At 52.6% G+C, this 15,914-nt stretch carries 19 protein-coding genes and 1 tRNA gene; 5 read left to right on the top strand and 15 right to left on the bottom strand.

The genetic code is table 11. The features are described 5' to 3' along the window. Positions 1-188: 188 nt before the first annotated feature. Positions 189-1,472: a ketose-bisphosphate aldolase gene (locus tag BM485_06810; protein ID OKY75452.1), complete on the top strand. Its 1,284-nt coding sequence runs from the start codon at positions 189-191 to the stop codon at positions 1,470-1,472. A 75-nt stretch (positions 1,473-1,547) separates the two neighbouring features. Here the strand turns inward: BM485_06810 and BM485_06805 are convergent, their stop codons facing one another. The 14 genes from BM485_06805 to BM485_06740 all read right to left on the bottom strand — a co-directional run bounded on the left by BM485_06805 (position 1,548) and on the right by BM485_06740 (position 11,008). Further along, on the bottom strand, positions 1,548-1,778 hold the full coding sequence (locus BM485_06805) for a Sec-independent protein translocase TatA (GenBank protein ID OKY75451.1): 231 nt from the start codon (positions 1,776-1,778) through the stop codon (positions 1,548-1,550). Between the two features lie 78 nt (positions 1,779-1,856). After that, positions 1,857-2,036, bottom strand: coding sequence for a Sec-independent protein translocase TatA (locus tag BM485_06800; protein OKY75450.1), 180 nt, complete (start codon positions 2,034-2,036; stop codon positions 1,857-1,859). 109 nt (positions 2,037-2,145) lie between these two features. Next, positions 2,146-3,474 (bottom strand): S-adenosylhomocysteine deaminase, encoded by a 1,329-nt coding sequence (locus BM485_06795; GenBank protein ID OKY75755.1) that lies wholly within the window; start codon positions 3,472-3,474, stop codon positions 2,146-2,148. 37 nt (positions 3,475-3,511) lie between these two features. Then, complete coding sequence (locus BM485_06790; protein ID OKY75449.1) at positions 3,512-4,345, bottom strand: purine-nucleoside phosphorylase; 834 nt, start codon at positions 4,343-4,345, stop codon at positions 3,512-3,514. An 8-nt stretch (positions 4,346-4,353) separates the two neighbouring features. Beyond that, the gene (locus BM485_06785; protein OKY75448.1) at positions 4,354-4,920 is read right to left on the bottom strand and encodes a hypothetical protein; all 567 of its coding nucleotides are present in this window, start codon (positions 4,918-4,920) and stop codon (positions 4,354-4,356) included. Positions 4,921-4,948: 28 nt separating this feature from the next. After that, positions 4,949-5,323, bottom strand: a complete 375-nt coding sequence (locus BM485_06780) for a hypothetical protein (protein OKY75447.1) — start codon at positions 5,321-5,323, stop codon at positions 4,949-4,951. 21 nt (positions 5,324-5,344) lie between these two features. Continuing rightward, a complete protein-coding gene (locus tag BM485_06775; protein ID OKY75446.1) occupies positions 5,345-5,965 on the bottom strand; it encodes an IS630 family transposase in 621 nt (206 codons plus the stop codon). A gap of 5 nt (positions 5,966-5,970) precedes the next feature. Next, positions 5,971-6,477: an IS630 family transposase gene (locus BM485_06770; protein ID OKY75445.1), complete on the bottom strand. Its 507-nt coding sequence runs from the start codon at positions 6,475-6,477 to the stop codon at positions 5,971-5,973. Positions 6,478-6,543: 66 nt separating this feature from the next. Next, the gene (locus BM485_06765; GenBank protein OKY75444.1) at positions 6,544-7,281 is read right to left on the bottom strand and encodes a hypothetical protein; all 738 of its coding nucleotides are present in this window, start codon (positions 7,279-7,281) and stop codon (positions 6,544-6,546) included. A 426-nt stretch (positions 7,282-7,707) separates the two neighbouring features. After that, positions 7,708-7,784: transfer RNA gene (locus BM485_06760), tRNA-Pro, on the bottom strand. 151 nt (positions 7,785-7,935) lie between these two features. Further along, positions 7,936-8,208 carry a DNA-binding protein gene (locus BM485_06755; GenBank protein ID OKY75443.1) on the bottom strand — a complete coding sequence of 91 codons (273 nt, stop codon included), beginning with the start codon at positions 8,206-8,208 and terminating at the stop codon, positions 7,936-7,938. 165 nt (positions 8,209-8,373) lie between these two features. After that, the gene (locus tag BM485_06750) at positions 8,374-9,144 is read right to left on the bottom strand and encodes a TIGR00268 family protein (protein OKY75754.1); all 771 of its coding nucleotides are present in this window, start codon (positions 9,142-9,144) and stop codon (positions 8,374-8,376) included. Positions 9,145-9,184: 40 nt separating this feature from the next. Next, on the bottom strand, positions 9,185-10,354 hold the full coding sequence (locus tag BM485_06745) for a hypothetical protein (GenBank protein ID OKY75442.1): 1,170 nt from the start codon (positions 10,352-10,354) through the stop codon (positions 9,185-9,187). 54 nt (positions 10,355-10,408) lie between these two features. Then, positions 10,409-11,008, bottom strand: coding sequence for a signal transduction protein (locus BM485_06740; GenBank protein ID OKY75441.1), 600 nt, complete (start codon positions 11,006-11,008; stop codon positions 10,409-10,411). A 243-nt stretch (positions 11,009-11,251) separates the two neighbouring features. Here BM485_06740 and BM485_06735 point away from each other — a divergent pair, with 243 nt between their 5' ends. Next, a complete protein-coding gene (locus BM485_06735; protein ID OKY75440.1) occupies positions 11,252-12,358 on the top strand; it encodes a prephenate dehydratase in 1,107 nt (368 codons plus the stop codon). Here the strand turns inward: BM485_06735 and BM485_06730 are convergent. After that, a complete protein-coding gene (locus BM485_06730; GenBank protein OKY75753.1) occupies positions 12,341-13,369 on the bottom strand; it encodes a cyclic pyranopterin phosphate synthase MoaA in 1,029 nt (342 codons plus the stop codon). The two genes, BM485_06735 and BM485_06730, sit on opposite strands and share 18 nt — an antisense overlap. Positions 13,370-13,513: 144 nt before the next feature. Here BM485_06730 and BM485_06725 point away from each other — a divergent pair, with 144 nt between their 5' ends. The 3 genes from BM485_06725 to BM485_06715 are packed head-to-tail and all read left to right on the top strand — an operon-like array spanning position 13,514 to position 15,907. Next, positions 13,514-14,551, top strand: coding sequence for a tRNA (adenosine(37)-N6)-threonylcarbamoyltransferase complex transferase subunit TsaD (locus BM485_06725; GenBank protein ID OKY75439.1), 1,038 nt, complete (start codon positions 13,514-13,516; stop codon positions 14,549-14,551). Continuing rightward, a complete protein-coding gene (locus tag BM485_06720; GenBank protein OKY75438.1) occupies positions 14,548-15,087 on the top strand; it encodes a hypothetical protein in 540 nt (179 codons plus the stop codon). The genes BM485_06725 and BM485_06720 overlap by 4 nt, the downstream gene beginning before the upstream one ends. Continuing rightward, positions 15,050-15,907 carry a ribosomal RNA small subunit methyltransferase A gene (locus BM485_06715; GenBank protein ID OKY75437.1) on the top strand — a complete coding sequence of 286 codons (858 nt, stop codon included), beginning with the start codon at positions 15,050-15,052 and terminating at the stop codon, positions 15,905-15,907. Before BM485_06720 ends, BM485_06715 begins: the two co-directional genes overlap by 38 nt. Positions 15,908-15,914: the final 7 nt, after the last annotated feature.

Raw genomic sequence — 15,914 nt, 5'->3', positions numbered from 1 at the left:
CCCCATCAGTCAACAGGTAATCCTCGAAAACAAGAAAGATCGGTCACAGATTGTTTTTTGTAAAAAAAAATGACGAGGGTCGTTTCTTTATTGTATAATTCCAACGTATTGTTAAAAAAGACAATTATCAAAATTCCCCAAGGAATCCAAGCACCCAGCCCTTAATTTTCACATCATGGAGACCCTTTATGACTGTAAGCGCAGCAGATTTTACCAAAGCACTTGAAGTCGGCCGTCCACCGAATATCGTCAAACTCTTTCCCCATTCCCGAGCCCTGCTGGTGAGCGGAAAATACATCGACCGCGCCTTGGCAGCCAAGGGCAAGGCCATGACCATGGCGGCCAACGGCCGCAACAATTTCATCATCCGCGGCGCCCTGATGGCGGCCCAAAAGGCCAATGCGGCCCTGATCATTGAAATCGCCCGTTCCGAAGGCGGCGCCAATGCCTATTGCCCGACAAATTACTGGAACATGGCCCGACAGGTCGACCAGGCCTGCAATGAACTGCACATCACCGTTCCGGTGGCCATCCATGCCGACCATTACGGCATCAAGAAGGAAAAGGACCTGCCCTTTGCCTGCGTGGAAATCCCCACCATATTTGAGGCCGGCATCACCTCCATTGCCATTGACGCCTCGCACATGCCGGATGACAAGAACCTGCTGGCCAATATTGAATTAAACAAATTCATTCCCGACTGGGCCGGCCTTGAAACCGAGGTGGGCGAAATCAAAGGGAGCCAGGGGCTTTCCTCCATTCCTGAGGCGCGATTTCTCATCCAGGGACTGAACGCCCACGGTATCCACCCGAACTGGATTGCCTTGAACAACGGGACAACCCATGGAATCGAGGCGAGCGGCCAGGGGATTCAGGTCGAACTCACCGCCGAGATCCATGCGGCCCTGGCCCCTTACAAAGTCAACGGCGCCCAACACGGCACATCGGGCAACAGCTCGGACCGCCTGCGGGAAATCGCCGGCAAGACACGAACCACCAAGGCCAATGTGGCAACCGCCCTGCAGATGATCTCCTGGGGGATCGAGGTCAATGATTACGGCAACGCCATTCTGGACAACGACGGCAACTTCATCAAGGTTCAAGGCGAAGGGGTTACCGAGGAAATGTGGCAGTCCATGGTCGCCTATGCCAATGAAAAAGGCCTAAAAGGCGGCGGCTACAAAAGCCTGAATCTTCCTTTTGAAAACAAACTGTTCGGCCAGCCCGCCGAAATACGGGCCAGAATGTGCAAAAGAGTGGAGGATTTTGTTTATAACATGCTCGTCAATGTCTTTAACGCAACGGATACCGCCGACTTGGGCATAGAGGCCATTCTTCGACAAGGCTCGTATGATCCGGGTCCGAATGCGGACAGGATTGAAAATCCGGCCGAATGGACGAAGGAAAAAATCATCGCCCGAGCCGCGCTGCTGGACACGGACAAGGGGCCGCAAGGAGAGTTTGACGATTGATAAAAAAAGGGAACAGGTTTCTCTTTCATGCCTGTTCCCCTTTCATACAAAACGTCTGTCCGCCCACACGCGGCATCAGGTTTTTTTCAGGACGGTGCCGATCTCCTTCACCTTGTCAACCTCCTGCTTCAGGGCGGACACCTCCTTCACCCCGGGGACACTTTCTTCCGCCTCTTTCAGGCCTTTCTTGAAGGAAGAGATTCCCTTGCCGAGTCCCGCACCAATCTCAGGCAGCTTCTTCCCGCCGAAAACAAGAAATGCGATACCGAGTATGACGATCAATTCCGGTGTTCCAAGTCCAAACATAGCTTCCCTCCCTGTCACCCTTGTTTCACTGCCGAACGCCCGTGACGCGACTCCCGCACAACAGTATACAAAACAGCATCAGGCATCTTTTTTGTCTGATTCGTCGATCTTTTTCGGCTCTTCATCCTTGGTGGCATTTTTAAAATTCTTTATTCCCTTGCCGATCCCCGAGCCTATCTCCGGCAACTTGCCTGCCCCAAAAATAATGACAATGATCACCAGTATGATGATCAATTCCGGCATGCCAAGTCCAAACATAATGAACCTCTCCTGTTAAATAACCATAAAAGCGCCGTATTAATTTCTCGTAAAGACGAAGCCCACTTTCTCTACTTACCGCAAAGCAGGTCGAACCGCAAAGAAAAAATCAGCTTTTCCCCGTCAGTCCGGCGGCAATCTCGTTCACCCCGGCCATGATCGCGTCCTCGTCAAGCAAGGTCAATTTTCTATCCCGCATGACAAATTTGCCGTTTATCATGGAATGCACCACATCGCTTCCCTTGACGGCGTATACCAATTGGGATGCCGGGTGATAAAGGGGAGTCAGATGCGGCTTATTGAGGTCGACAACAATAATATCGGCCTTTTTCCCGCTCTCGAGTGTGCCGATATCCTGCTCCGCGCCCAGCACCCGGGCTCCCCCCCTGGTGGCCATGGACAGCGTTTCTTCGGCGGTCATCACCGTGGGATCAAGGCGATGCACCTTATGCACTTTCGCGCACATGTCCATTTCGGCAAAGAGGTCCACATCATTGTTGCTGGCGCTGCCGTCGGTGCCGAGTCCGACGGTGACGCCGGCGGCCAGCAGATCCGGAACAGGAGCCACGCCCGAGGCAAGCTTCATATTGCTTTCCGGGCAATGCGCCACCTTGACCTTTTTTTCGGCAAGCAGCGCTATCTCATCGTCCGTCAGCCACACGCAATGATCGGCAACAACGCTGCCGTCAAGGATTCCCAGACTTGCAAGATGGCCGACCGGCCTTTTGCCGTAGCGCTCCAGCACTGTTTTCACTTCATCTTCGGTTTCCGAGAGATGAATGACGTAACGGCACCCATGGCGATCCGCCATCTCCTTCAAACGGACAAGCAGATCAGGTGCGCAGGTGTAAACGGCATGCGGGTCAACGGTGACGGAAACAAGGGGGTGGCCGTGAAATGCGGACAGCATTTCCTCCACATAACGATACCCATTGGCAAGCTCCCCATAACAGGGGGAGGGGAAATCATACAGCACCTCGCCCACCCAGGCGCGCATGCCGCTCTTTTCCGCCGCCCGGGCCACATCACCGGCAAAAAGATACATGTCGCAGAAAGAAGTGGTGCCGGATTTGATCATTTCCACCATGGAAAGAAGAGCGGCATGATAGACCATGTCGCCGGTCAATGTAGCTTCCACCGGAAAGATATGCTCCTGCAGCCAGGTCATGAGCGGCAGATCATCGGCAAGCCCCCGCATGCAGGACATTGCCGCATGGGTATGAACATTAACCAGCCCCGGCATGATCAGCCCATTGCTGATTTCAATTGTTTCCGCGGCAGCAAAACGGGCACGCAGCTCGTCCGCCGGTCCGACAGCAGCGATGGAATCGCCGCAGACCGCCACCCCCCCCTGGGGATGGACACTGTTGTCGTCATCCATGGTCAACACCATGCCCAACAACAGTGTGTCACATTTCATCTTTTTTTCTTTTACCATGGGACCGTCACCCATCTGCCGTCACCTCTCCTTTCCCTTATAGTTCGCGCAGGACCGCTTGAACCAGCCGGACAAAATCCTTTTCGCTTTTTTCCGCCTGCGCAAGAATGTCTTCAATGCGGATGGGCTGAAAATTATCCGGATCATTGACATTCGATACCATGGAGATACCCAGCACCCGCAATCCGGCATGCACGGCAACCAGCACCTCAGGAACGGTGGACATGCCCACCGCATCCGCTCCGCACATGCGCAGGAATCGTGTTTCCGCCGGGGTTTCCAGGCTGGGGCCCGGAATGGCGACATAGGTGCCGGAAACGACATTCGGCAAGTCGAGTCCGGTGGCGCAGGCAATGGCGAGATCAATTAAGGTCGGATCATAAACCCGGGAACAATCGGGAAAACGCCGGCCCCATGCATCCACGTTTGGACCGCGCAAAGGGTTGTCCGGAATAAAATTGAGATGATCATTCATGATCATCAGGGTGCCTGCCGCATAATCGGGATTAAGACCGCCCGCGGCATTGGAAACGAGCAACAGTTCAGCACCAAGCAAAGAGAGAACGCGCACCGGGAAAGTCAGCTCCCGGGCGGAATAGCCTTCATAAAAATGAAAACGGCCCTGCAGAACCGCGACCTGTTTGCCTCCCAGGGTGCCGTAAAGCAGGTTCCCGGCATGGCTCGTGACCGTTGATCGGGGAAAATGCGGAATGGACTCATAGGGGAGCCGGACTTCTTCCGTCATGTGCTCGGCCAGCCTGCCCAGACCGGTACCGAGCACGACGATGACCCGGGGCGTTCCGGGCAGACGCTGACGCAAAAAAGCAACGGTTTCTTCCACCTTCTGCGTATGATCCTGCAATGCATCCATCCGCACGCCTACCGATCGATTTTGGTGAATTTTGAACCCTCAATGGTCAGATTATACATCAAGCCCTTGTTGCTGAAAACGAACCCGACGATCGGATCCTTAATATCAATGCTGTTGATGTCTTCCCCCACACCCCATTTTACCAGGGCCACCGAGCCGTCAACCCCGGCCTTCCAGCCGGAACTTTTTCGAAACTGCTCAAGCGCCGCTTGATCCAGGAACACCACCACAACCGATTTCGATTGCGCGCCGAGCTGAAAACCGATGGATGCCGCCGCAGTATTATAATACGCGACTGTTTTACCGCCGATCTGCAATGCCCCCTCACCGTATTCACCGCCTACCCCGATACCGGCCTTGAGGACACTGGGGAAAACAAGCACAGCCGAGGCTTTGCGCAAAAATTCATCCCCGCCGGTGATTTCTTCCCGAAACCGCTTCAAGGTCCCGTTGACACCGATATTGATTTCCTCAGACGAGGCGGCGGATGTCATAGCAGGCAGGATGAGGGGAATTGCCAGAAAAAAAACAAAGACGACGGGAAAACAAAGGAAAGCGCGGGCCACCTTTTTCATGGTTTCTCCTTATGAAGGGATAAATACATTATGCTGCGTTGGAGCATGTCTGGGAAAACTTCGTTTTCTGCAAAGGCAGGGAGACGGTAAAAACGGTTCCCTGCAGAGGATCACTGACAAAGGAGATCGTCCCGCCGTAATCCTTCTCAACAATCTGGCGACAGGAAACAAGGCCGAGGCCGGAGCCTTTCTCCTTGGTGGTAAAATGGGAGTCAAAAATTTTCCCGGCAGTGGCCTCCGGAATACCACAGCCACTGTCTTTGACCTTGATCACCGCCTGATCTTCACCGCCCTGGACAACAAGCGCAATCTCGGCACCCGGCCTGCTCGCCTGCGCGGCGTTGACCAGCAGATTCAACAGAACTCGCCGGATCTGCAGTTTGGAAAAATGAAACGCGGGCACATCCCTAGTACATTGTATATGTTAAAGTTTCGGATAAAGCCGTTTTAGTTTTATTCGCGCATCATCTGTTCTAAACTGCCAATCAACCTTAGTCTGGCGGTTATTTCGATCAATGTTCCATGCCGCCACTTCAGCTCGCATCTTCTCGATACAATCAATCCGGCCTGCAAGGCATTGCCGCTTCAATACACTGAGTTCAATCTCTGCTATGTTCAGCCAACTCCCGTGTTTCGGGGTGTAGTGTATTTCAAGACGTTCCGCCAAGCCCCTGGCTTCTTCAGGTGGGAAAGCCGCATAGAGCGAGGCCGTGTCGTGTGTATTGAGGTTGTCCATGACCAAAACTACTTTCTTGGCATCGGCATAACGCTCTTCAAGCATCTCTTTGATGAAATGGGCCCAATCAATCCGTGTCCGCTGTTCAGTAATTTTTACCTTGCGCTTTCCCCCAAGCGGTTCTACCTCAAGTAATATGCTTGCGACCCCATTGCGAACATATTCATCATCCATCAGAACAGGATGGCCAGGGGCTGCCGGAATAGGCTCATGCACCTCCCCGATTAACTGTACACTCGATTCATCCATGCACACAACCGGGAATTCTTGACTATACGGACGCGCATAAACTTCGAGTATATCTTCCATTGCCGCTACAAAACTGGCGTTTTGATCCGGCGGTATCTTCCAGTATTTGCTTTGGTGAGGCTTAAGTTCATTTTTTTTAAAGTGTTACATACCGTCATCGGAGAAACACTCGTTACCATCTTCAGCTCGACCATTTTCTCAGCCAACAGACGTACTGTCCATCGATTTTTACCTTCTGGAGCATCCGAACATGCCAAAGCCAAAAGATGTGCTTCAAATTCTCCTCCGAATTGAATTTCTCGCGGAGGGGTCTCGCGCTCCTTACGTTCAAGGGCGGCAGAAAGACCTTCTTCAACAAATCGTTTCTTTAAGTGTTCTAAACTCCGCGTCGTTGTCCCTAAAGCTTCTGCGACCTGAGTGACAACCCACTTCGGTCCATGTTCCCCCGCATCAAGCAGAAGTAATGCTCGAGCATACAGTACGGTGCGGGCTGCCCTTTTCCCTTTAGTTGAAATAGCCTCCAAATCTTCCCGTTCCTCTTTTGTTAATGTCACTCTGTATCTTGGTGCCATGTCGTCCTCCTTGTATTTTGAAGACGACTATAACAAATATCACGCAAAAATACGAAAACTTAAATTTTACATTGTACTAGCCAGATCGACAACAATTCGTTTGTCCTTCAGATCCGGGTGGGTGACAAAATCAGACTCCGCCATTTCCCCTATCATCTCCTGCAGGGAATGAATCCCCGGTTTCCGGGGCTCAATGAAATGTTTCATATTGGACAAGGACTGTTCCACCAGGGAGGTCAGATTATTTCTCGCCATTTTCATGAAATGAAGATACCGCTGCAGAATTGATTCATTGTCAACGGGAAGGTTGTCCAACAGAAGAAAAACGGAAAGAAGATTCTTCATGTCATGGATAAAAATATGGGTTTGCTCGAACTCCCGGGCAAGAACCTCATTGTCGAGGCGAATGCGACGGCTGAAAATTTTCATCAGGGCCAGCAGGGAATCCGGGTTACGACCCAGATATTTTTTAAAAAGGGAAAACGGAACCTTGAGCAGCAGACTTTTATCACACACCTTGACCGTTGCCGAACGGAGTTCCGCATCGATTGCCGACATCATTCCCACATAATCAACCGGGTGCAGCTCACAGATGAGTCTTTTTACCTTATAGACGGCAAGCCGGCCTTGCAGCAGGATAAAAAAATCTTCGGCATGCCCGCCCTCGCTCACCAGCACCGCCCCGGGATCAAGGGAAACCTCCTCACATTCACCAAGAAATCCTTCCAGTTCTTGCCTTGACAAGGAAACAAACAGCTCCTCGTCCTGCAAGGATTTCATTCTCTCCTCAATGGTCATGAACATGTTTTGTCATCCCGGCAAAAGTCCATCATGGATAGTTTATTCATTTTCCCCATCCGGGCGGAAGATAGCCGCCCGACACCGGCGGCAATTGTTTCACCGCTGCAATTTAAACGACGGACACGTGCCATTTCGGCTCATCCTCACGATGAAATGATATTTTACTATACCGTATGAAAGAACCCTGAAACAAGCAGAAGTGATGGAGAAAACAAATAGACCCAGAATCGCGTAAAGTCAAATACGGCGTGACCGGATTCATATCTCCGTTGCCGGATGGGAAATTCAGAAAACAAGACGGTTCGAAAAAAACGGAGGGAAGAAAGGAAAGGGAGGAATTTGCGGAATGCACGGAAATAAGCCCTCGGAAAGGGATTCTCTTTGCAAGCCGGACAACGAGATGAAAAAAATACAGATGTTATTGTCAAATGGTCGGGACGAGAGGATTCGAACCTCCGACCCTAGCGTCCCGAACGCTATGCTCTACCAGACTGAGCCACGTCCCGACCCAATAACAGAAGAAAACGCGGAGAAACCTGACTCAATTCCTCCGCGTTTTCCTTAATACGGGCTGCTTTATGTAAAGAAAAAATTCGAATAAAAATACGGCTGCAAACAGTCGACAGTGAATTGGCAGCTGCCTATACGAGCAGTTTCTTACTTAACAGCATCAGCAAGCTTGCTTCCGGCTTTGAAACGGGCGACTTTTCTTGAGGGAATCTTAATGGCTGCACCGGTCTGGGGATTGCGCCCCTGTCTGGCTGCCCGCTCTGACACAGAGAAGGTACCAAAACCAACCAGTGTCACTTTATCGCCTTTTGCCATGGCGTCGGTAACCGCATCAAGAAATGCCGTTAAAGATTTCTCTGCTGCGGCTTTGCTGATCCCTGCAGCAGAAGCCATGCTGTCAACCAATTCACTCTTATTCATAATCCTTCCTCCTCATGAATACTTAATAGATGAATCAACACAAACGTTAGTGCCGATTTAACCAAACACTATTAGATTGTCAAACAAAAAAAGAACCGCTGTACCGCAAAAAATAAAGAACTGCACTCCCCAGATGCAACTCATATCAACAAATAATGTACTCGCTCACTCAGAAAGATCAAGAAAAACTTTGGCATATTTGAGTTTTGCCAGAATTTTCAAAAAATCATGCCGCAAAGGGGATTGGGCAAGACGCGATCTATCTCCTTGAGAAACTGTAACAAAGGCGGTTTTCCCATCCAGCCTCACCCGGCAGCCACGAAACCCTTTTTCCCCAAGAAATGCCTCAGCTTCTTCCACTGCCCGCAAAATTTCAGGCGTCAAGGCAACCCCGCCGACAATCCTGGTGGCAAGACAGGATTCAGACGGAAGATCCCAACTTGTCAGCGACATTTCCCTGCTGATACGGCGAATCTCATCCTTGACCAGGCCGGCCTCCACCAGAGGCATGCGGACACCGAGCTCCTTGATGGCCCGCAGGCCCGGACGATCCCGGGAAAGGTCGTCAACATTGGTTCCGTCCAGCAGAACCGATGTTTCGGGCAACAGAGAAAGGAACCGGGAATAAACTCTCTTTTTACAGAGGTAACAACGATCCGGTCCGTTTCGAACAAAATCGGGCCAGGAAAGCGGCTCGCAATCGACAATGCGCAGCGCCACGCCGAACCGGCGGCACTGCCCGCCGACGCGCTCTTCCACTGCTGCCTTCTGCAGCAATGATCGGGCAAAAAAGGCGGTAACGGTCACACCGTGCACCTCGGTCGCCGCCTTGAGCAGCAAGGTACTGTCAACACCGCCGGAAAAAGCGACGGCAACCTGATCGTGCCGCCCGAGCCAATCAAGAAGATGATTATATTTTTCTCTTTCCGAAGTCAAGGTCAATGGCAAAAAACGTCGGCCTGTTCAGAGCGAAAAACTACTTGGACGGCAAAGTCTGCACCGGTTCCTGCAGGAGAAAACTTCCCTTTTCAATCCAATTCTTCAACGTCATGGCGATTTCCCGGGCACGAACAACACTGGAAAGGGGCGCGGTGGGGATATCCTTGCCGTTCACCTCGATGGTTCCGCTTTTCAGCTGGGCGTATGTCACTTCCCCATAGTTTCTGGCAACTCCGTGGGGGTAATCGTTCGAATAATCCACCACCTGGGTCACCAGGTCACTGTCGGAAACGCCGGTATACAGAGCCATCTCCTCATTGAGTATCGGAATCGGAATGCCGATTCCCACCGCCATGGTCACGCCGTAGCCCTGCATGCTGATGCCCTTGAGCCAGCGGGAATTCATCTGTTTCATGTCCCCGTAAACCATTATCGTTCCCGACGGCCGGCAGGGGGTGCCGTTGTCAAGGCGCAGGGCGGCCGGATTATGCTGCGTGCCGTGCCAGCCGACATAGCCGACGCCGCCGCCCAGAAAAATCCGTGTCCCCATGCCGATGGTTTTATAGTAGGGATCATTGAGCAGGGGGCTCAACTCGCCGGCGCTGCAGTAGTTGGCATTCTTGCCGAACGGCCGCAGGGTGCCCATGTAGGTATATATCGTCTTATTGGAAAGATTGACCGCGCAATTGTAATTCTGATAGCAATTGCGGGGATTCATCAGCATGGCATAGGGAAGATCCTGCAAAGTGACCTCTTTTTCCACGCTCTTGTTCGGATAACAGTCCGTGCCGTAGCCGATTGCCTTGAGAAAAACCTTTTTACCGGCCACAAGATCCTCCAGCACATGCCCTCCCCCGTAACGGAATTCACCGGGGAAAACCTTGTTCAGGGGATCGTCTTCAGGGAGCTCGGCCGCACCAAGATACACGTCAACCGCCGCGAGCCCGGCATAGGCGGGCACACCGTTGAACCACACCTTCTGCGCCTTGATGGTCGGCTTGGAATGACCGAAATTAATGAACGCACCGGAAGAGCACATGGGAGAAAACGTTCCCGTGGTTACCACATCAACTTTTTTTGCAGCACCCTCAGGCCCATGCTCCTTGACAATGGCAACCATTTCTTCGGCGGTTACCACCACCGCCTCACCGGCCTTGATTCGCGCGTTAATTTCTTCGTACGTTTTCTGGACTTTAAATTTTCCCATCTGTTTTCTACCTGATGCAGTCAATCAATAAAAAAAAGTTTCCCTCGAAGCCCATCACTCCATGACGGAAACAACCTTATGCCCCGCCTTTTCCAACGATTCGACAATGGGCGCCGGATCACATCGTTCCAGCCGGAAATAATGAACCTTTCTTCTGGCGGCATGACTTTCTATGGCGACACTGATGATTTCTCCCCCCATTTCATTGATGATCCGGGTGACGTCCTCAAGTCCGCCCTTCTTATCCACCACCACATCAATGCGGGTTGACGCCTTGAAAAGGCCCAGCACCTCGATAAAGGCGGAAAGAAGATCGGAAGCGGTAATAATGCCGACCAGTTTTTTTTTGTCAAGAACAGGGAGACCACCGATCTTGTAATCATGAATGAGGCGCGCTGCCGTTTCAATACTGGCATTGGCATTGACGGTTATGGGATTAAGCACCATCACCTGATGCACGGGAATCTTTTCCACCATGGACAGAAAGGAAAACTGACGCAGATCGCTTTCCGTAACAAAGCCGACAAGCTGTTCATCCTCGACAACCGGCAAATGACGAATGGAGTGCTTCTTCATCAAATCGGATGCCTCTTGCAGAAGCGCCGTCCGGTGGATGGTCTTCGGATTGGTCTTCATCCAGTTCTTTATTTTCATAGTCCCGTCATCCTCATTGGTCAGCCCGCCTTTCTGCCTTTTTTCCCGTCACACAGGCAGCACCTCCATTTAAAAAATGTTTTTAACCCTAGAGCACTTTTCACATTTTTTCAAGTTAGAAGAATCCGCCGGCCCTTTTTTCGCTTTCAATCTCCTCGAATTTGCTTTATTAGTGATCTTTCCGAATCTTATCCAGACCATATTCCACCAAAAAACACCAACAATTATTCAAAAAAGCGTATCATGCCCACCAATAATCAAGCACCCATAATCAATGTTCGCAACCGGATCGACGCCATCGATGATACCATCCTGGAATTACTCAAGGAACGGCTGAAATGCGCCCGGGAAATCGGGCTACTGAAATCCAAGGAAAACAGGGCCAAATGGGACCCCCTGCGGGAACGACAGATTTATGATCGCCTGACCAGGGACAACAACAGTGAGTTCCCGCAGGAGGCACTTTTCAGCATCTTCCACGAAATCATCACCACCTGCCGCCTCTCGCAGAAACCGGTGGAAGTGGCATTTCTCGGCCCGGAGGCGACTTTTTCCCATCTGGCGGCGGTCAAATATTTCGGCCACTCAGCCGAATACCGGCCGATCGAGACCATTGAGGACACCTTTTACGAGGTGGAGCGGGGTCGGGTGCAATACGGCATTGTACCGGTGGAAAACTCCATTGAGGGATCGGTTACATCCTCCCTGGACGCCTTCATGAAATGCAAAGTCAAAATCTGCGGCGAAGAATATCTCGATATCACCCATCACCTGGTCAACCATTCCGGCGACATGAAGGATATCAAGCTGATTGCTTCCCATTCCCAACCCCTGGCCCAATGCCGCCAATGGCTGAGAAAACAACTGCCCAACGTGCCGACCCAAGCCGTTTTCAGCACCGCCCTGGCGGCCCAGATGGCGGCCGAGGACCATGGCATTGCCGCCATTGCCAGCTCGCTTGCCATCAAGAAATACCAGTTGCAGGTGGTGGTCAAGGGCATCGAGGACTACCGGGGCAACACCACCCGTTTTGTCCTGATCGGCAAGGAATCGCCCTCCAAAAGCGGCCGGGACAAAACATCCCTTCTGCTCGGACTCCTTGACCGACCGGGCGCCTTGAACGACACCCTGGCCATCCTGGCCAGACGCAACATCAACCTGACCAGAATCGAATCACGGCCGGTAAAGGGCGAGCCGGGCAAATATCTCTTTTTCATCGACATGCTCGGTCACTACATGGACGGCGTTATCGCCGAGGCCTGTGAAAGACTGCAGGAAAGCTGTTCCTATTTCGAGTGGCTGGGCTCCTACCCCCAGGCCCGGCAAGCAGCTTCAACCGCCAATCCGTGACATCCTGCCCTGACAGCCGGCCTGTTCCGAGTCAAGCAGGGTGTGGCTCCTCGGCTTATTCAAGATGGTATGAACCAGGGCCTGCCTGATATCTTCATCGCTGCCTCCGCCCCGCAAAATAGCCTTGATGTCGGTTTCCCGATCGGACAGGAGACATGACCGCAGCCTGCCTTCCGAGGTCAGGCGCAGACGATTGCATTTTTCGCAGAACTTGTGGCTGATGGGACTGATAAATCCAACCGTCCCCTTCGGCGTTTCACCCTCCGCCCCGTATATCTTGGTAAAACGATAGATACGGGCAGGTCCGTCCATGTGATGCGAATAGGCCTCTTCCATTTCACCCAGCACGCTGATTCGCTGCCTGATTTCATCCGAGGAAACATATTTTTCCTTGCCCCAGATGGTTGATTCGCCGATGGGCATGAATTCGATAAAGCGGACCTGCAGATCCCGCTCCAGGGCAAGCCCGGCAAAATCAAGAAGTTCATCGTCATTGACACCGCGCAGAACCACCATATTCAGCTTGACCGGCGAGAAGCCAAGCGATTGCACCCATTCAATCCCCTCCCACACCTGATCAAAAAGGTCACGGCCGGTTATCCGGGCAAAGCGTTCTTTTTTCAAGGTGTCGAGGCTGATATTCAATTTCCTGATGCCTGCGGCAAAGAGGGCTTCCCCATAGGTTTTCAGCATGACGCCATTTGTTGTCAGCCGGATATCCTGCAAATCGGGTATCGCCGCCAGTCGGTCGATAAAGGAGATGACGTTTTTCCGCACCAGCGGCTCGCCGCCGGTGAGACGCACCTTGCGAATGCCGAGTCCCACCGCAAGGGAAATCACCCGCAGCAGTTCTTCGTAACTCAGCAGTTCGCCGCAGGCCAGTTTTTCATCGATTTCCCTTGGGGTGCAGTAAACACACCGCAGGTTACACTGGTCGGTGAGGGAAACCCGCAGATAGGAAATCGACCGGGCGAACAAATCAACAAGACGACCGTTCGCAGGGGCAACCACGGAGGGTTTTTCTTGTTTCTCATGCACTATTTCAGGAGTATTTTTTGTCATAATATGTCACTATGCATATCGGCATCACCCTCTCGCAAACAAAAACAAAATACATTCAAGCATATCAACTTACCAAATACCACTGCTTTTTTCATGATTATCTTGGGCATAGAAAGTTCATGTGACGAAACAGCCGCGGCGATCATGGAAAACGATGAGCGCCTGCTGGCCAATGTCGTCAGTTCACAGATCGAGCTTCATCGCAAATACGGCGGCGTTGTGCCGGAACTTGCGTCGCGCCGGCATCTGGAGGATATCTATCCGGTGGTTGACGAGGCGCTGCATCAGGCCGGACTCACCCTGGACCGGATTGACGGGCTGGCCGTCACCCAGGGGCCCGGACTGATCGGTTCGCTTCTGGTCGGACTCTCGTTTGCCAAGGCCCTGTCCATGGTGAAGAAAATACCCTATGTCGGGGTGGATCATATGGAGGGCCATCTTTTTTCCGTCTTTTTAGGCCGGGAAAAACCGAGCTTCCCCTTTCTTGCCCTTATCGCCTCCGGCGGCCATTCCTCCCTTTTCCATGTCACCGATCGTTTCCGCTTCAACCTGGTCGGCAGAACACGGGATGACGCGGCCGGTGAAGCATTTGACAAGGTGGCGAAAATCCTCGGGCTTCCCTATCCCGGCGGGCCGATCATTTCCTCCCTCGCGGCAAAAGGCGATCCGAAGGCCATTGCCTTTCCGCGCGCCTGGCTCGCCCCGGACAGCCTTGATTTCAGCTTCAGCGGCATCAAAACGTCTGTCGCCAATTACGTCAAACAAAATACGCGATTAACGGGTGAAGGCGGCCTTGCCCAAGGCAATGAAAAGGAGATTGCCGATATATGCGCTTCTTTCCAGGAAGCCGTCATTGACGTTTTAACCGGCAAAACCATCAGTGCCGCCGGCCGGTTTGGGGTCAGCAACATCGTCCTGGCCGGCGGGGTGGCGTCCAACCCGCGATTACGCGAGGTTCTGTTCGAAGAGGGACAAAAAAACGGCTTCCGGGTTTTCATGCCGCCCCGGGAGTTCTGCACCGACAATGCCGCCATGATCGCCCTGGCCGGATTTCATCGCTTTCAGCAATCCGCGGTGACCACCTATGAAATGGATGTTTATTCCCGCAGCCCGTTTACCGTCCCCCGATGAAACGTTTTATCCGTTACTACTACCTGAAATTTCTCCGACTGCAGGGCGACCCCAGGGAAATCGCCCGCGGTGTGGCAGTGGGCGTTTTCATCGGCATCACGCCGACCATCCCGCTGCACACCATCCTCATCCTCTTCTTTGCCGTTTTTCTCCGGGCAAGCAAGCTGGCCGGCATCCTGGCAAGCTGCGTGGTGAGCAACCCCCTGACCTTTTTTCTTCAATATTACTTATCCTGGCGCATCGGCACCGCCCTTTTACCCTACGAACTTTCCTGGCAGCGCATTCACGAACTCATGGCCGTCATTTCCGGCCATACGGGTTTCCGGGAAACCTTGACCGAGATCAGCAAAATGGGCTGGGATGCGGTGATCGTCATGGTTGGCGGCGGGGCAATCCTCGCTTTTCCCTTCAGCCTTGCCGGTTATTTTCTTTCACTTTATTTTTACCAATCCCTGCGCAAAAGAAAAGAACGGTTGCGCGCGGAAAGAATGGCCTTTTATGAGTATCCAAACGATCAAACAGATTCTGAAAAATGAAAAACTTGCCCCTTCAAAAAAGCTGGGGCAGAATTTTCTTGTCCACCGGCAAACAGCGGAAAGAATAGTCGACCTTTCCGGCGTAACCGGTGAGGACACCGTTGTCGAGCTCGGCGTGGGCCTGGGCTCCCTGACCGGCCCGCTGGCGCAAAAGGCCCGCCATGTCATCGGCCTGGAAATCGATTCGGGAATTATCGAATGGCAACAAACGGAAGGGAACCTGGCGGATAACGTCACCTTGATCCATCAGGACCTGCTCAAGGCGGATTTCACCGAACTGGCCGCCCAGTGCGGCGGGCGGCTGAAAATAGTCGCCAATCTCCCCTACTCCATCTCCAATCCGCTTCTTTTCAAACTGCTCGACAACCGCCGCTCCATGGCCTGGGCAGTGCTGATGCTGCAAAAAGAGGTGGCCCTGCGCCTTATTGCCTCGCCGGGGACTAAAGAATACGGCATCATTTCGGTTTTCATGGCAGGCGCGGCCCAGGTGCGGCGATTGCTCGATGTGGGTCCGGGCCAGTTTCATCCCCGGCCCAAGGTGGATTCGGTTGTGGTCAAAATCACCTTTGATCCGCCGCCGCAACGGGTTCTGTCCCTGCCCCCCCATGATGAAAAACTTCTCCGCAGAATAGTCAAAAGCGCCTTTCAGCAGCGCCGGAAAACCCTGCTCAATGCCCTTTCCGCCTCCCCCCTGCCCGGACAAAACAAACAAACCATCCAGCTTGCCTTGAACCGAGCCGGAATCGACCCGGCAATCAGGGCCGAAAAGCTTACCATTGAACAGTATGTGACCCTGACCCACGAGATGGGAAACAACTGATCACCAA

The sequence above is a fragment of the Desulfobulbaceae bacterium DB1 genome, from assembly GCA_001914235.1.
Taxonomy (GTDB): domain Bacteria; phylum Desulfobacterota; class Desulfobulbia; order Desulfobulbales; family SURF-16; genus DB1.
This window is presented reverse-complemented; position numbering and strand designations above follow the sequence as displayed.